The sequence below is a fragment of the Pedobacter sp. GR22-6 genome, assembly GCF_037402555.1.
Taxonomy (GTDB): Bacteria; Bacteroidota; Bacteroidia; order Sphingobacteriales; family Sphingobacteriaceae; genus Pedobacter.
Map to the genome: position 1 here is coordinate 820,588 of NZ_JBBEUC010000001.1, position 17,146 is coordinate 837,733.

Here is a 17,146-nt window from a genome sequence, read left to right on the forward strand (position 1 = left end):
TACGTATATTTTGGTGTTAAGGTATATATACCTTAACACCTTTTTAGTTTTTTTGTTTCAAATGATTATTATTATTGCGGAGAATGTAATTGAGGAACTTAATTAGACGATATAGTAGTTACCTATATTGTCAGGCAACTCATAAAAATGATGTGATCATAATTACTAAAAGTATATATACTTTTAGTATAACGAAGTTAATGTTTATTTTTCACAATGTCAAGTGCCAATGATCATAACTATAAATGAATTGTGAGGCAAGAGTGTGATTATGTGACGTAATATACTAAAGTATATATACTTTAGTATAGCGAATATAATGATTTTTCTGTTAATATGAAGCTTGCTTGATTCTAAATTACAAAGAAATGGCTTTGGAATGAGAGATGTGATCTACTTATTGATCCTAAGCAAGATCAAATAGTCAAGCGCGTTTCTGATGCTATCAAACAATATTCGACAATAGCAGACTCTATTTCAGCACGTAAATGTATCAGGATTATTTTCCAGGGCTACAACTGTAAGGTTTATCGATTGATTAAGTATTGCATATATTTACCATATACTCTCAATTATGGATTATAAAAAACACCTCGAAGCACTCAGATCCAAATTAGCTAATAAAAATATTTCTGTAATGGTAGGCTCTGGCTTCAGTAAAAATGCGAGCAGGAAATTTCCAACATGGAATGAACTTTTGCAGGATCTTGTTCATGAACAATACCGATCAGAAATTAATGATAAATTCTTTGAGACAGCCAGGCTTTTAAAAGGAAAGCGATTAGATAAGGGTTCTTTTGTCAGAAACTCATGTAATGAGATCATTAGACAACGTGGTTACCTTGATGTGGTTTCGGATTTTCTGCGTACCAATCATACAGAATCAATTGCTACCTACATAGAAGCGCGGACTCCATATATCAGAACCGATCAGGAAAAGAGATTGTGGATGGCAATTGGAAATCAGGAGGAAGAGGTGAAAGATGAATGCCTGGGCCTTCACAGGGCTATTGTCTCACTTCCCTGGAACAATATATACACTACCAATTATGACCAGTTGCTGGAGCTTTGTATAGACGAAGATGAATATGGCCGATTGCTGTTAGAAATCAAAACTCTCACAAAAGAAATTGAGGCATTAGATCGCCGGTTAGATGAAATTACTAAGGAAAATGAAGTTTTAGATCAGCAAGAGGCTGCTGAAAGCACAGACATACTTCGTGCTTCAGATAGCGATGAAATACCAAGACCCGATGGTTCCACTGCTAAATCTGTACTGATAAGTGATAGGCGCACAGCTTTAAGGGAGGAGCGAAGCAGAATTTTCTCCAGCAAAGAATTAAAGAGATCGTTAATTAAACTCAAAGAGAATGCAATTCCAAATTGCTATAATGTAGTGACGGAGGCCACGTCCCTAAAGTTAAAGCGAAATAACAATATCATTAAACTTCACGGATCACTCCGAAGTCCTGAGCAAAAGGAAAAACACATCTTCGAATTTGATGGCGATAATAAAAAGCAATATGTCATCTCCAGGGAAGACTATGAAACTTATCCTCAGAAACATGAGGCATTTACTCAGTTGATGCGAATTTCATTATTGCAGGAGTCTTTTTGCCTGATCGGCTTTTCTGGAGATGACCCTAATTTTCATGCCTGGATTGGATGGGTAAGAGATATCCTAAAGCGTACAAAAGAAACGCAGACTGATAAATCTTACAAAATTTACCTCATTGATGTAAATACAGAGGAAACTCCTGCGGATCGGTTACTATTTTATGAAAATTACAACATCATCCGCATACCGGTCACCAGTGAAGAGGTGATAAAAATTATGGTAAACGATCTCCATTCGAAATCCAACTCTGCATATGGAATCCGGGAAGCACTGGATTTGTTTTTGAATTACATTGGAAATCATGATGAAATCAAACCTGTAGTATCGAGTGTGGATTTATCCAATGAAACAGAGTGGAAAGACATTTGGAAAAATATCAGGCTGCCCGAGAAATTCTGGGTTAAGCATTCCAGCGTCCAAGAAAGAGTTGACCGTCTTGATAGGATACGACATAAAATTTCTGTGCCTGATTTTAGAGAAACCTACGGGCAGCAAAACTTAATCAACACTTTTTATTATGATAACAGGCGACATCCGAATAAAGAAATTAATGAGGATCTAGCTAATTTACTGACCTACGCGCTTCAGGATTATTATTTGCCCATTAGCCAGGCAATGGAACCGACAGGGATAGCTAAATTAAGAACTCAAGAGGCAGTCATCTCAAAAATTGACGACCTTGTGGGTCTGGATCACGCGATGTCACTTGAAAAAGAATCGACAAATGCCACAGGCTTTCACAAATTGTTGCGATTGGCATATAGTTTCAGTTTTGATGAATTGGAACTATTTTTAGAAACCTGGGAGCCGGATGTTTCAGAAGTGAATATCAAAGCAGGCTTTTTATCCTTATTTGATGCAAATAAGGCCAAGGTGTTATTGGAAGATCAGCTTAAATCCCATAACAAATTTAGTGCAGAACAACGACTTCACCTGATTGAACACCTCAGATTTTTAACCTTAGCAACGGATTACTCATCCAGCAGTAAACTAACACGTTTGCGCCAAGCTTACGAACAGGCGGGATTCAACCCATTGTACAAAAACTTTGAATACCTTTTAGAGGAAATTGAGAAGGACCGGGACCGCCCGGAGCCAAGAGGCGCAGGCAGGTATTCCGTGGCAAGAGGAAAAAATAATAGTTCAATGAGAAACCAGGAGCATGCGCTGAAGTATCTCATGTTGCTTAGTCATTCCGGCTTTCAATTTCGTGTCAGGAGTACGGTATGGTTATCTGAAAAGAAATGGTACAAAATCAGCAGATTGGGATTTGAAGCCTACCCCCATGCATTTTTGTTTTATGGCTTGCAGTTCAGCGATGCCAACTACTTAAAGCGCCTTGGAGAAGAATATGCTTTCAGTAATGTGCTTGAAACTGAAGTCCTGAATACAATAGCCAAAAATTTGCTACAAGCCATACCAAATGCACCAGAGACCTATAACAATCATATTGAGTTGTTTCTATCTCGTATGCTGAAGGGAGTCAGTCCAAAAATTTGGGAGGAGCCATTCATGTCACTTTGGCGAAAAAGTGTGAATGACGGTAGTGCTTTCGCTGAAACCCATCTGAATCAAATGAGTGAACTCTGTCATTTTGCTTTTCAATATCTGGAAAAGGAGGCAAATATTCGGGAAGTGCTGGAAGATGTTTTCCGTGATACAGTTGAAGGGAAAGGTGAAAACGGAATTAACTATACGTATTATCTGGACAGAAATGTGCACTATAAGCGACTTGCCAATGATTATGCAAACGAAGCATATATTGACAAGCTTATCGATTCCCTGGGATTTGACAAACTGGACCACCTTTATTTATTGAACAATACTCGAAGGTTACTTAAACCAAGCCAAATCGTGAATATCGGCGAGAAAATCAAAACATTTGATTTTGCACAAATTATGGATTCGCGCGCATGGCGGTATTTGTATTTATACGCAAAAGATGATGCGAAAACGGTCGATTCGATTAAAAGTGCAATTTTAACTAATAGACGCTTATGGGATACGGGCCGTGTAGATGTTAAAAGCTGGACGAGTTCGGATCCGATACAAATCAGTCAATTCAGTGCTGAACGAGAAAAATCAGATGAAGGAATTATCTGGACCCAGGAGGAAATCAGCAGCCTATTTGAAGCTATGCACAAATCGCTCATTGAATTTCACGGAGAGCATAGGACTAGAGACAACTTTTTTAATTTCAATGTATTGATCCAGGAAATCCACTGGTTTTTAAAACGTTTTGAGCCTGAGCTTTCGGAATTACCGGGTTTTGAAGAATGCAGAACGCTTTCATCCCAGATCTACAGCGACACGGTAAACTATGATTCGATAGAAGACGGCTTACTCAGTGCCGAAAGTGCAGATGTGGTTTGGGCGCTGAGCGCATTGGGTGAGATGTATAATAATGGGGAATATCATTTTAATTTGTTGCAGCTAGTGGTGAATAAATGCGTCATGCAAGCAGAACCAGCCCTAGAAGCTAGTATAAGTTATGTGGCGGCATGGCTAAATCGGAGTACAGAGTTGCTTACTTACATAGGAATGAAGGAAGCTGTCATTAGCATCCTCCGAAAATACTGGTTAAACCCGCTCGTTGACGGAGACGTGGCATTTGTTGAAGAAAAACTAGTATTGATTGCTTATGGAATTCAACCCTTCGATCCTGAGAATGAAGCTATAAACTGGTGGCTTGAAAGCGCGAAAACTTCTAGGTTTAATAACGTCCGGCAGTTGGTTTACCGCAGATCGGTGAAGAAAAAAGATGAAGCTGGATGAACCTGATGTGGTTATCGTGCTTCACCACCTAAAAGTTTTAGGATCGATCTGAATGTTTTCTGTGCCCTCAGCAAGTTGGTTGATCACCTTTTCATAATCGATCAAATCACGGTGCTGGAAATAGGACAAAATTGGGTGATCAAAAGATTTAAAGTCATTAATTTCACGTTCCCCCAACAAAATCAGATATTCAGGTTCACCATTTTCATCATGTTCTTGAATGAACACGCGTTCCACCTGTTCCTGATAGAATTTGCGGATGAGAATGGAATATCTGATGGTTCCATTTTGATCTTCGTAGGGTACAATCAAATCTGCATAGTCACCTGGAAATACCCGTTTGGATTCTACATGCCCTTTGGCAAACTTTGCAACTGATTTCAGATTGTGCCTTTTCTTGTCCGGATACATGGTATGTACAATTTTGGTGTCCTTATATGTGAGGAGGTGAACTTTTTCCGCAGGGTGATTTTCATGGGCATAAAGTCCGGTAAATTTGTCAAAGAGATCCGGCCGGTGGTTTTGGGTGATGTTTTTATTTTCAGGACTAAAAATGGCATCTACTATTTTTCTGTAATGTATCGGAGTAGTGTCAGGTCGGAATTTACTGGGCCGATCCAGTCTAATTATTCCATCTTCCGCTGTCGTCCAGTAACTTTTGTAGACATAGTGACCGTGACGTTCCCGTAAATGTTGATAGCCAGTATGTTCATTTCCTTCTGTAAAAATTACCTTTTTAATGGGTGAAATGGTGAAGATAGAAATTTGTGTTGCCTTCCCGTCGATGACAGTAGTGTCAAGATACCTTTTTTCACGATGCGTCGCTTCCTTGACGATTTTTTCAATTTCCTGAGGTGTAAATAGCCGTTCCGTCATAGTTTTAATAGACCTTTATAGATGGTGGGTGATATTTCAATTATGATTCTTCGTTCTCAACTTTCTCAATGTAGGAAGAAGGAACTTGTAATTTCCCGATAGTATTAAAAAGCAAGTTATGTATCTTTTCAAAAGCCAGCTCATCAGCGTAAAACCCTAGGAATAATTCCAACAACTGCGCAGATGTCATCAGACACAATCCTTGATTATTGCAATATTTCATCATCTGGTTAGGAAAATCATCCCCCTTCCGATCGCTTAATGGTTTTTCCCGAAAGGTATTGACAATCAATATTCCCTTAGGTTGGAAATCATGTTCAAGATGATATTCCGTAACCCATTTTTGCAATTGTACAGCCTGTTTTTCGGCGGAAGATCCATTTACTCCTTTGATTTCAATTACCGCTACTTGATCATTGTGTTTAATGATCAGATCATCGCGATTTTGTTGTGTTGGCAGTATTTCATAGCCAAAAGCTTTGAAAACCTCTTCAACCATGAATTCTAAATTTTTTCCGGATTCAAAAAGAAGGGATTTAAGACCCTGGTAGATTGATAGCGCTCCCTTTTGCTCATTGATCTGTTTTTCAATCTCAAGTGCCTGTTCTTCTAAATCCCGAAGTTTGGCCAATTCCTGCTTCTCATCGCCTAACATGTAGGAATTCGTCCATTCCGGGACGTTACTTGGCGTAACAATAGGGGGCAGCTTCTTCAGAGCCTCATCCAAATCCTCAAATGCCTGTAAAATTCTTTCATTCCTGTCGTAATCATTGTCATCTTCTAAGTAAAACAGCTCGATATCCGGTAAAATGATGATATTTCCTTTACCTTTTGGGATACATAAAGCAACTGGTTCCCCTGTTCTCGTAATGGTTACAATTGGGTATCCTGCAAATGAAGTGTAGATAAATTTATAGTCGCATTTGAAGTATGAAAAAAAATCAACAAAATGTTCTTGATCCTGAGTTACATTAGTGCCAGATAAAGTTTTGGTTTGAAACTTTGTCGAGTCGAGATCAAGGATATTCATGAGGTCGAAAGTCTCTTTGAACTCTCTTTGGTCGTCAACTACCTTGAATGTTCTAATCATATCTTCGCCACGAAAAATCAATAGATTCCCTCCATCTCCGAGGTATTTTGCCAGTTCAATTTTACGTTTCTCCACATATTCTAGGAATTTTTGATATTTTTCTACTCTTAATATCTTTTCTCCAAGATTGACATTGACAAATTCTTTATACAATTCATAATAGACATTATCCAGATCGATTACCAATAGGTCCGCATCTAAAAAGTAGTTGTTAGACATGTACCCAATTTGTGTCGAGTATCGATAACCTGACGCATCTCCTATTTCTAAAATATTCATAATAGCGAATTTATTCATTCTTTGCTAATTCTTCGAATTCAGCATATAATGACTACTCAATATCATCCTAAATGTGGCGGCAATAATCTTTGTGTAAACTACTGAGGCTGAAGGAATGGCTGAGCAGTGGTTTGGAGAAAGTTTATTTTATCGTGCACCGACATGACGGAACAGGTGCACATCTGTTGGCCAAATACACGATAGAACAATTCAATAAGCACTTATGCGCGAGTATCCCGGAAATTGTTCTACAGCCAGGTACAATGGACGAAGTAGTTTAAAAGCCTCAAGACTCCTGCTTTAAAAAAATAAGTACATCCGAAAAATAAGCATTCAAACTATCAAAAGGCTGTTCGCCGGGAATCCAGCTGGCAAATTTCCAATATCTCCATTCGATATGATCTGATGACGGTGGAACAAGCATGAAATGCTGTTCTTCCTGAAACCCTCCTATGAGGATACTGCTGGACAGAATCTCAGCTGTTTCCGGAACGCCGTGTTCCAACCATAGATCAATAAGATCTCTGTCCATGTTGATCAGGTAGTTTACCTGATCGGCCGGTAAAAAAGTTTGGTTCGGTGGAATCATTCACCGCTGAAAATCCATTGGTCAAAGCCAGGAAATCTTTATAGTCCTGTGGCAGGGATAATCCAAGGCTTTGCTCCAGTAAAAAGATTTCTTCCGTAGTTGCAGCGCCAAAACCAATCCATCCACTATCCTTTTGTTCCTCGGTATAGGGAACATCAGCATTTTCAATAGTCAGGGCAGAGATTGCTAATAAGATGTCTTTCATTTCAAACCTGATAGGTTGCTGGCCAAGGTAAGGAAATGCGGCCTGCTAAAGCGCATCAATATCAAATTTGGCACTAAGATTAATGATAGAAGCTATCGTTTTACAATTCAAGCAGAGGGTTCCAAAATACCTTTTTGAAATCCTTTACCTGATCGTCTTCAATGATGATCCCTTCTGCTTCCAACAGTTCCTGCATTTGAGTAGGGGTCTCGTAATGGTGTTTTCCGGTAAGCAATCCATTTTTATTCACCACCCGGTGAGCTGGCACCTGAAGTCTTGGATCATGGGCTTGGATCATTGCTGTACCAACCATACTGGAGGACCGAGCGGTTCCCAGTGCTTTTGCAAGTGTACCGTAGGTGGTTACCCTTCCAATAGGAATAAGCCGGACAATTTCATACACCTTATAGTAGAAGGTATCGGGAGTCATTTTTTATCTTGGTTGACATCGTTAGAAATCGCATTGACTAAGGTAATGATTGGTTTTACAGGATTACTTTGATAAATTCTATTAGGTTTCCATGATTAACATTACTAAATTTTAGTTAGTGCATTAAAACTATCAATTGCCTCATCAAATGTGAGGGCTACTGTATTATTTTGGAGGTAGATGTGATCCCATTCCTCCTGACGACGTTCAAGATTTTCAATCAACTTTGTCATGTTTGGCGACTGTTGCTGTCGTAGTGAGTCGATGAATTCTTTAAACTGCGCAATGAATTCAGGGTAGTTTTTCAAGTCTCGAGCTATCGATCCCAAAACTCCGTATGCTATGGCCAATGGCGAATAAGTGAAATTTGACTGGAATGGGCTCAAGAAACTAAATTCCAACAATTCCAATGCAATGGCTGTAAATCTTCTTGTATAGCCCATTCTGAACTTGTGGTGTACATGCAATATTTCCGGAAGTTTTGTTGATGTTTTTATTAAATCTACGTAATGTGCAAAAGCTTCTGTGTCACCTAGTTCTACTAAAATGGATGTTAATTCATTTTTTTTGTCCGTGTTTGATCTGTTAAATAGATTTTTTAGCTCAGCATGAAGTTTGTCTGTGTCAATACTTTTCAAAGCCTTATAGAGGTGATGCCTATTGTTCACGTCAGTTGTCGCCAACATTTGGTAAAGTTCTTCTACATCTCCTTCTAGAACAATATAAGCGGAAAGCATATCTTCCCATTTGGAACTGTAACCAGTTTTTAATTGATTAAGTAAAGCTTTTACAGCGGTTTTCAGATTATACTTTACGGCGAACTCAACATGATCTGGCAATACCAATCTAGATAAATTTATATCGGAAAGATTTTTAAGAACTTGTGTTTTCATCGCCGTGATAGGGATAAATTTTGTTAAGAATTCATAAAGCTTTTCTGACTTACCCTGATTGTCATAAAACTTGAGCATATTTAAGTATGTCACTTTTTGAAATCCGGTGATAGGTAGGTTACGAATAAAGTATACAAAAGCTGTTTCATCTGAATGTTTAATCACTCCATAATTGGTTTGGGACGGATGTCTAGTGAAATCTAAACTCTGCTCTTTAAATAAACACCATTCTTGAATCTCCGCAATTTGCGCATCGCTGAATTTAGCTTTTGGGTTGTCATGCATTAGGTCATAAACTCTACTTGGGAAAAGTTTATAGCTATTTAGACTCTCAAACTGTTGAATGGCGGAAAAGGTATAACCCGGTGATCCAAACCCTTTGTAATCAATACATGAGAATAACCAATAATAGTATTGACTCAGTAAATGGTTTCCGGGTGAAAGGTAATGTAAATCATCATAGGATATCGTTTGTTTTCCAGCAATTTGGAAGAGCATTTGGATCTCGAATAGTAACTTGCTTTTAGTAAATAAAGTTTCCGCTTTCAATTTGTGAAGTTCTTCAGCAAATTTATTGTGATCGACCACCTTATAAGAAGCAAGTTGAATTGACGGGTCGAGGGCATTATTGAAGCGTGTTGCAAGATTCTCATTGATATTTCCGAGTCGCCACTGAAGTGTTTCGGCTTCTTGAGGTTGTATAAATCCATTCGACACTTGCTTTGCGAAATATTCTATGCATTCTTCGTCGCACAGTTCAGCTACTCCTTTTGCAGTCTGATAATTAATAGTGTGATATGCCTTAACAAGTCTTTTACAGGTTTCCAATCGCTTACAAAGTCTCGAAAAATATTGTATCCAGCTATCATTTATATAGGAATTATGACTAATTGTAATAAAGTTTTCAATATAGATTTCGGAAGCAAAATTATAAAGGTTGAAATTATTAGGGTACTTTGTAGCTTGTTCCAGCGCATTTTTTATAAATTCTTTAAAGATTATCGAATGTTCAAATGCTTCATAGTTGTTTTTTATAAGTTCCATTCGTTTATTCACTGAATCGGCGTCGGTAAGATTTATCCATATATTTTTGAGCATTTGAGATTCAGTTCCGGAACGTGAATCCGTGTTATTGCTGGAATATCTCTTCCATTCTTCATCTACCAGAAATGCTGTCTCACGAATAATAAAATCACGGTAGATCAACTCCAGTCGAAATTTGTCAATCGCAGTGAAAAGCAAAGCTCTTAAATGTGTATACGGATTCGAGGCAAGCTCATCGAAGATGTATTGAAAGGATACTTTGTCAAAATCTCTATGGTAGATTAGTAAAAAGACCATCTTAAACTTGATGTCGTTACTTGCAGTAGATAGATGTGACTTAATGTGATTTTCAAGCCTTTCGAATTGAATTGGGTATTCAGCTAATTCATAGTGTACAAGTACGTCCAGTGCATTCCTGACATTAATTTCTTCAGATTGCTGGACTACCTGTATCAAAAAATCGATATTGTTTTCCGTCTGCGAAAAAGCGGCTAACTGTCTGATCGCAAAGCGAGTCTGATTGATTTCTCTTTTTGAACTTTTGTAATAATTGAAAATGTCTTGAAAAACTGTTTCCCTGATACTATCATCAAGATAGCCCGCTTCAAATTGCATTAAAACTGCTGGTTCACTCCTGCTTAGCAATTCAATCAATTTAGTTCGCATTTCTGAATTTTTGCCTGCAATTCCTACCAGAAAGGATATCGTATTGATCATTGCAGGCTTTATAGCTTTATTAGAGCTACCATTAATCAGGAGTGGTTCTATAAAAGAGTATCCTTTTTTTGAAAGTACTTTCGCAGCTAAATATTCCTGAGCATTTTGATGAAAGAAGCTCCATTCACCTTTGGAAGCGTCTCCTTTGATTAGTTCGCCACACTGCAGAATGAGTTCGACAATGTCAGAACGGAAAATAGTTTCAAGTTCCGCAGTAGTGAAGATGTTTTTGCCTTGTAATTCTGTTATATAGGCTATTTTTTCTAGGGCAGGTCTGGCTTCTTTCCTCTTATTTAATGCCTGAGTCTTATGGTACTTGTCAATATCTTTTTTAATTGCTTTATTAATGATGTCTTCATACATTTCGCCTTTATCAGCATAAATGTTGCCTGTATCAGCAAATCGCTCTGTGAAGTGTATGAGGTAATAAGGGATATGGATTAAGTTTTCTAATTTAGCATCGTAAACTTTTTTTTCAAATCCTTGAACATCAAAATTTGAAAGTGCGTTAAGATAATTGCTAACGGTACTTTCATTTAAATCTTTCAGTTTAATAATGCTGAATCCTGGTAGAGTGTTATGGTCAGGATTTTCATCTTCAAGATAGAAGTTTACTCGGCATGATACAATCATCCGCACATCCGGATAAGTTTTATGAAACAGTTGAATACTTGATAGTGCTGTCGCGTAGTGTATTGGAGGCACTTCATCAAGCCCATCTAAAAATACGATGAGGCTCGTGTGTTCTCGTTGTTCAAATTCTGGCACATATTCCGTAATGTCCTGACCTTTGTAGTATTTTAGTTCTGTAAAAAAAACATGATTTCCTAAACTAGGCTCGGAGAGCAGATGAGCAGCATGAGCTAGTTCTACAGATTTTCCGCTCAATCCCCACCCCAAAAATGCAATGTGCTTGTGTTCCAAAATACTGTCAAATAATGTAACCTGCTGTTCGTCAAAAATATCTGCAAAACTGAACCTGGGAGATTGTATTGTTCTTGGAATTCGATTTGGGCTTTGAGGAAGCTGAATGGGCTGAATGGGTATTTTAGGGTTTATTTGTTTTTTGATGTCTTTAAGTTTCCTGATAAGTTCTTTATTGCCATCCTTAAGTTCTGTTGCCGATTCTTCATCAATGACCATTTTAACATCAAAAAACGTTTTGACAACTGCTAGATGGTCATTTTGATGCAGTAATATGTTGATGCCGGCGCTATCGATTCGCTCTAATTTAAGAATTTTCACAGCATCAGTCAGTTGCTGGCTGATTTTAGTGTAGACAAGGCCATTCAACCCCATATGGCTCTTGATATTTTCTTTCGCGAATCTTTTAAACTTAGGATGTATGCAAATTGAATTAAGATCCTTCATCAAATTAATGACTTTTTCATCAAAGCCACCGGAACTAGCAACGTAATAAACGAAATCCTTGACTAATGCAACTTTGCTGGGGAATTTTACACTATATAGGATGAACTTGGAAAATTCTTTAAGAAACACATCTTCAGTCATTGTAGCGGTTGAAGTGGTATGTTTACACTGAATGGCTCCTTTCATGACACCATTTTGGTAAAGCACACAATCACGGCCAAAATCCCTGGTCGCTCTCATAATTGCGATGTCATCGTACAATTTCGCAAAGGAACCGTTGTTTACCTCAGTTTTATATACCCAATAGATCATATTTGCAAAATCATTTGAGTTCATCTGAGCGAGGTTGTATGCCTTTCCTTGGGATGTTGAATATCTCTTTTTCGGCGCCACTGCTTTTGGTCTGCTGATGGTAATCATATATTATCGGATTCGTGCTTATACAAAATTGTAATTTAATAAACTTTTTAGGCAGAACGCAACCAATAATTAAGATAACTGGTGTTTTTGCTATCGTTATTACGTATAACGGCTGGTACTCTAAAATAACGACGCGATATATTTAAGAGAAAAAAAATTGGTTGATTTCCAACCAGTGTACATTTTGCGATTTAGTTATATTTGTTTCAAGGTGAGCCGACTTGAAGGAAGTCTGGGTTGCGATTTTATCAAGAAAATAATAATAGTATGATTGGTACAATAATAGACGGAAAATATGAAGTGCTAGCATCCAAGGGTGCTGGAGGCTTTGGGCAAGTCTTCCAGGTTAAGGAGATTGCTACGGAAGAGATGAAAGCCCTGAAAATTTGCACTTCCTCTGACCCTGATCATCTAAGGCGATTTGCCCGTGAGGTTCGATTAATGACAGGTGTAAGTCACCAAAATGTAGTCAAACTATTGGATTTAAACTTAACGGCTCAGCCGTTTTATTTCACCATGGAATTGGCTAAAGGAACTTTAGAGTCATACCTGCCAAGATTAATTAAAGATCACTTATTTGCATTAAGGGCGTTTCTGCTTGTCTGTGAAGGCGTTAAAGCTATTCATATTGCTGGTCAGTTTCACAGGGATATCAAACCATCTAATGTGTTGGTTTTAAATAATAATGTAGTGGTTGTGTCTGACCTGGGTCTGGGAGTATTTGAAGCCAGAGATAGCACTATTCTTACATCGTCAAATATCTATATGGGTACTGAAGGATATATTCCCCCAGAGTATAAGATCCCCGGTGGTACAAAGAATGCTGATCGAAGGGGAGATGTCTACCAGTTGGGCAAGATGTTATATAACATACTCACAGGAGAAAATCCAATTTTGATTAATGATTCGATACTTCCTCCGTCCCTCACATATATAATCAGAAAAGCTACCAAAGATAGACCTGATGATCGCTACCAATCGGTTGATGAATTAATTGATGCAATCAATAATTATATGGCTTCACTAAATTTAGAGGCTCACCCAATGAAGGCTTTTGAAGCTTATATCACTGCGGCTACAGACTTAGCTAAAAGGGGAAGTTATGATGAAACGTTAATTGCAAGTCTAATCTCATCGTTGAAGGCGGGTGAGAAAGATATTAAACAGTTTTTCGATATGTTTGACAAGATACCTTATGATCTTGTTACTAAAATGGTTTCAGATTTCAGTTCCCAAAGTAAGGAAGTTCTTCATTATTACGACGCAAATCTTGAAACATATTTAGGTGAGTACAGTAAGAGTTTTGAGTACGCTGAAAAAATTGCCGATCTCATGAGTGCTGTTTACTATGGTTCCAATGACATAGAAGTTAAGACAAATGCATTGCGGAACATTTTGAAAGCAGGTTGGTATTTCAACAGATATTATACGATGGGTGTATTTGACAGTATCTTAACTAAAATTAAAGATGACGCTGAAGCTAAGAATGTCGCTAAAATGCTGCATGAAGAGGCGAAGGCATTCGTTGATCGGATAGACCAACTTCCTTATGCGGACTTACACGTCGAAATTCGAAATGTTATTGACGTTTATAAAGTCCAACCCACAGCCTCAGCTAGTGGAGATTTAGATTTTGATTCGATTTGATGTTATGCTTCAATTAATGTAAAGATGACTACTGAAGAATTAGAAAGTGTAATTGAAGGCCAGACAGAAAGCCAAAACTTGGATTTCAAAGCCGACATTCCGTGGAGTCCTGCGAGCATGGTTAAAGATTTTATTGCTATGGCGAATGTTCGGGACGGCGGATCGATTGTAATCGGTGTAGGTGAATCTGAGGAAGGATTTATTGCGACCGGTGTTTGTGAGGAGAATCTAAAGACTTATAAGGTTGACGAGATGAAGGACAAATTGGCGAGTTATACGGATCCTTCTGTGGATTTTAAAGTTACTTTCCCTACAGACAAGAGTGGTAACAAATATGTCGTCATTAAGGTTCTGCCTTTTAGAGAAATCCCAGTCATTAGCAGAGTGTCGATTCCGAAAGAGATCAATGCACATACGATTTACTATAGAAATACCGATAAACGCTGGCAAAGTGCTCCGGTTTCAAATTCCAATGACTTACGTGATATCATCGAGACTGCTGTTGTAAAGATGATGCAAAAACGTTTGGAAGCTGGTTTCACTATAGCTCCATCAGTTTTAGCTAAATCTGATCCCAAAGAACAAGTTGCCAAAGCTGAGGAAACGCGTATTAATTTAGAGAAGGAAGCTGAATTTGAACCTGGGGAACTCTTGAAGAACATAATGAGGCGGGGTTATTGGAAAATACAGTTTATACCGGTAAAATTTGGAGATATTCCAACCGTAAAAGAATGTTTAGATATCGTCAGCCGTTCCAGAACCCGATTGAATTGGGACTTTCCTCACGTGCCTCCAAATAATAATAATAGTGAAAAAGTTGTACCCTTGGAATCTGGTTACGAAATGGAGTCTGATCTTGGCGCGAGAAAGGAATATTGGAGGCTTTATCAGTCAGAACAGTTTTTGATGTATAGGGCGCTAATTGAAGATTGGTATGCGGAAGATCCTTTCAGGTCTGAGTTGGCAAAGGATCGTAAAGCTGGAGTAACTTTGACCATCTATAGTTCTCTTGTCTTTTTGATCACAGAGACGTTTGAGTTCCTCTCAAGACTTTATCAGAATGGACTATTTCAGGATGGGGTTAAAGTTTCAATGACACTTTACAATTTAAAAGACAGAAAATTGCGGATAGATGCTTTGGGTAGAATGCCATTCAGCTATGATCGTATTACTGGAGCAGAACAAATTTCTCTTACACAAAATTTAAACCCTGACGAGATTTTAACTAATGGCTTAGCAGTTGGAAACCAATTTATACTATCAGTTTTGGATAAGTTTGCCTATAATCCTCCACCTGAAATGATCCTAGGGTGGCAAAAAGATTGGTTGGGAGGCACCTTCCAACACTAAGCTTGAAGAATCATTTTGTTACTGTTATCTATTTTGAACTCAATAATCTTTCCTGAAAATCTAACAATTTAGATTTGCTGTCTGGTCCGATGTATTGCTGCGTAGATTTAATATCCTCGTGCCCAATAACATCTTTAATTGTCATCATCGAAGCTCCAAGGTCGTGCATCATCGTGGCAAAAGTATGTCTGGGACACCTTGCGGATTTTAAGTTTTTCAATGAAAATGAAGATATGGATGAGATGGGTAATACAATGATCATGAAACATGTGGAAGAGATGGGGAATTTAACTACGGAACTTTGGAATGATCTCTTGGAAGGCTCACTGATCTTGCTCATGATTTTACTGTGGATTTGTCGAATATCGGTGACCCAGATGAGCTGGACTACTGGATTGTTCTTTCAGAACTGATGGATGTTATAATTCCCAAAGAAGCCGAATTGGACAAGGTCTATTTTGATATCCATTCACTGGGCGAATGGTCAAATCATATCAATAGCCTAACACCAAAATGGGGTATGTTTATCTTGTTACTTCAGAAAAAGGTGCTTATTGGGTTCAAGAATATATAGCGGAAAGCTATTCTAGTGAAAACATTGAATTTAAAATATAGGGCGACATCCATTGAGATGTGTTATCATGCTCCATCTCAATGAGCACGAAAAGGAGCGAGGTCATTAAACTAATCTTAGCTCCAATTCAAAAAATAAACGGGGATGAATCTGGCGACTCACCCCCGTTCAAAATTAACGCTCTCGCCACAAAGATATCAATGAGTTTTTATCCTGCAAAATTATTTGAAAATATTATGCAAGCATAGTTTGTTTATATGCAAATCTTGTTATGTACTCCGTCGACTAAACTACAGATGAGCCATCTTATCCAAATCAACCTGCTGGGAAAAGCGTTTGATTAGCTCCCTCAGCTTAGGATTGACGATGTTCTCACAAAAAGGTTTCTCAGGATTGCTGTAGTAATAATTTAGATATTCCGCCTTATTCAATTTAAAGTCAGAAAATTTAAGTACTTGTGTGATGATCGGCGCAGAAAAATCCGGTTGTAATTCAAGCAATATCTGACTGGACAGTTCAAACTGTGCCTGATCGAAAGTATAAACGGAAGAACGGTATTTGGCTCTCATGCCATGCGCTGAAGTACAACTATGGGTATGCAGGTGAATGGCGATCAAAGTATCCATTGTAATGACTTCCGGATCGTATTGTACAATGACCGCTTCTGAAAACGAATCGGGATCGTTATCAGGAGCAATCCAGCCCTGCTGCACGTCTAAAGTTTCTTTCAGCGAGAGAAAGATCGCCTCCGTACACCAATGGCAACTACCACCAAATCCAATTTTATTGATCATAATTTCCTTTGGTCAAAAAGCTATTCAGGCGCTGCCATCCCGAACTCCGCCCATTCTTCTCTGGAAGGACCATATAGCCCAATGACAGGTAAACCCAGCATTCGCATGACCACTGTCATTTGGCCTCTATGATGGGTCTGATGCTTGATCAAAACACTCAATACTTTGCCTTTTTCCAAGCTTTCACCATACATCTCTACTTTATCGGTCAAACTGGAGTCGGTCCACTTCAGCCGCACCGATCTGCTCAATAGAACCGCATATTGTTTGTAGATATCCAGGATTTCGGAAACAGATGCGGGAACTGCTTTATCTTCCAATTCATCCTCGCTGAATAAACCGGCACCTCATCGGTTAAAGCCGAAAAAATCTTTGCCGTTCCTTCTGATTCAAGTTCCCAGTCTTTGATAAAATCTTCAATGCTTCTGTACATAGCTGCGAATTTAAAATAATAAATCTACCTGAGGCAAATGT

Annotated in this window: 14 protein-coding genes; 5 read left to right on the plus strand and 9 right to left on the minus strand. The window is 38.3% G+C overall.

Annotated elements, in window-relative coordinates; genetic code table 11:
• Window positions 1-574 precede the first annotated feature (574 nt).
• Window positions 575-4,393 carry an SIR2 family protein gene (locus WAE59_RS03675; protein WP_337854579.1) on the plus strand — a complete coding sequence of 1,273 codons (3,819 nt, stop codon included), beginning with the start codon at window positions 575-577 and terminating at the stop codon, window positions 4,391-4,393.
• Between the two features lie 21 nt (window positions 4,394-4,414).
• Here WAE59_RS03675 and WAE59_RS03680 read toward each other — a convergent pair whose 3' ends face one another.
• Entirely contained in the window at window positions 4,415-5,269 is an 855-nt protein-coding gene (locus WAE59_RS03680; RefSeq protein WP_337854580.1) for a hypothetical protein, read from the minus strand.
• A gap of 40 nt (window positions 5,270-5,309) precedes the next feature.
• Window positions 5,310-6,638 carry a hypothetical protein gene (locus WAE59_RS03685; protein WP_337854581.1) on the minus strand — a complete coding sequence of 443 codons (1,329 nt, stop codon included), beginning with the start codon at window positions 6,636-6,638 and terminating at the stop codon, window positions 5,310-5,312.
• An 89-nt stretch (window positions 6,639-6,727) separates the two neighbouring features.
• Here WAE59_RS03685 and WAE59_RS03690 point away from each other — a divergent pair, with 89 nt between their 5' ends.
• Window positions 6,728-6,919 carry a hypothetical protein gene (locus tag WAE59_RS03690; protein ID WP_337854582.1) on the plus strand — a complete coding sequence of 64 codons (192 nt, stop codon included), beginning with the start codon at window positions 6,728-6,730 and terminating at the stop codon, window positions 6,917-6,919.
• 5 nt (window positions 6,920-6,924) lie between these two features.
• Here the strand turns inward: WAE59_RS03690 and WAE59_RS03695 are convergent, their stop codons facing one another.
• The 4 genes from WAE59_RS03695 to WAE59_RS03710 form a co-directional block, all read right to left on the minus strand.
• Window positions 6,925-7,170: a hypothetical protein gene (locus tag WAE59_RS03695; protein ID WP_337854583.1), complete on the minus strand. Its 246-nt coding sequence runs from the start codon at window positions 7,168-7,170 to the stop codon at window positions 6,925-6,927.
• Window positions 7,151-7,432 carry an SMI1/KNR4 family protein gene (locus tag WAE59_RS03700; protein WP_337854584.1) on the minus strand — a complete coding sequence of 94 codons (282 nt, stop codon included), beginning with the start codon at window positions 7,430-7,432 and terminating at the stop codon, window positions 7,151-7,153. The genes WAE59_RS03695 and WAE59_RS03700 overlap by 20 nt, the downstream gene beginning before the upstream one ends.
• 100 nt (window positions 7,433-7,532) lie before the next feature.
• Window positions 7,533-7,862 carry an MGMT family protein gene (locus tag WAE59_RS03705; protein WP_337854585.1) on the minus strand — a complete coding sequence of 110 codons (330 nt, stop codon included), beginning with the start codon at window positions 7,860-7,862 and terminating at the stop codon, window positions 7,533-7,535.
• 104 nt (window positions 7,863-7,966) lie between these two features.
• Complete coding sequence (locus tag WAE59_RS03710; RefSeq protein ID WP_337854586.1) at window positions 7,967-12,307, minus strand: NACHT domain-containing protein; 4,341 nt, start codon at window positions 12,305-12,307, stop codon at window positions 7,967-7,969.
• A gap of 267 nt (window positions 12,308-12,574) precedes the next feature.
• On the opposite strand from WAE59_RS03710, the gene WAE59_RS03715 reads away from it, so the two are divergent.
• Together WAE59_RS03715 and WAE59_RS03720 are read left to right on the plus strand one after the other, a co-directional pair.
• Window positions 12,575-13,954: a serine/threonine protein kinase gene (locus tag WAE59_RS03715; protein ID WP_337854587.1), complete on the plus strand. Its 1,380-nt coding sequence runs from the start codon at window positions 12,575-12,577 to the stop codon at window positions 13,952-13,954.
• A 24-nt stretch (window positions 13,955-13,978) separates the two neighbouring features.
• Window positions 13,979-15,304 carry an AlbA family DNA-binding domain-containing protein gene (locus tag WAE59_RS03720; RefSeq protein WP_337854588.1) on the plus strand — a complete coding sequence of 442 codons (1,326 nt, stop codon included), beginning with the start codon at window positions 13,979-13,981 and terminating at the stop codon, window positions 15,302-15,304.
• 28 nt (window positions 15,305-15,332) lie between these two features.
• On the opposite strand, the gene WAE59_RS25810 is transcribed toward WAE59_RS03720, so the two are convergent.
• The gene (locus WAE59_RS25810) at window positions 15,333-15,566 is read right to left on the minus strand and encodes a tyrosine-type recombinase/integrase (RefSeq protein WP_443147254.1); all 234 of its coding nucleotides are present in this window, start codon (window positions 15,564-15,566) and stop codon (window positions 15,333-15,335) included.
• Here WAE59_RS25810 and WAE59_RS03725 point away from each other — a divergent pair.
• Window positions 15,478-15,717: a hypothetical protein gene (locus WAE59_RS03725; RefSeq protein ID WP_337854589.1), complete on the plus strand. Its 240-nt coding sequence runs from the start codon at window positions 15,478-15,480 to the stop codon at window positions 15,715-15,717. The two genes, WAE59_RS25810 and WAE59_RS03725, sit on opposite strands and share 89 nt — an antisense overlap.
• 451 nt (window positions 15,718-16,168) lie before the next feature.
• On the opposite strand, the gene WAE59_RS03730 is transcribed toward WAE59_RS03725, so the two are convergent.
• Both WAE59_RS03730 and WAE59_RS03735 read right to left on the minus strand, forming a co-directional pair.
• A complete protein-coding gene (locus WAE59_RS03730) occupies window positions 16,169-16,672 on the minus strand; it encodes a peptide-methionine (S)-S-oxide reductase (protein WP_337854590.1) in 504 nt (167 codons plus the stop codon).
• A 20-nt stretch (window positions 16,673-16,692) separates the two neighbouring features.
• Window positions 16,693-16,992, minus strand: a complete 300-nt coding sequence (locus tag WAE59_RS03735; protein WP_337854591.1) for a DinB family protein — start codon at window positions 16,990-16,992, stop codon at window positions 16,693-16,695.
• Window positions 16,993-17,146: the final 154 nt, after the last annotated feature.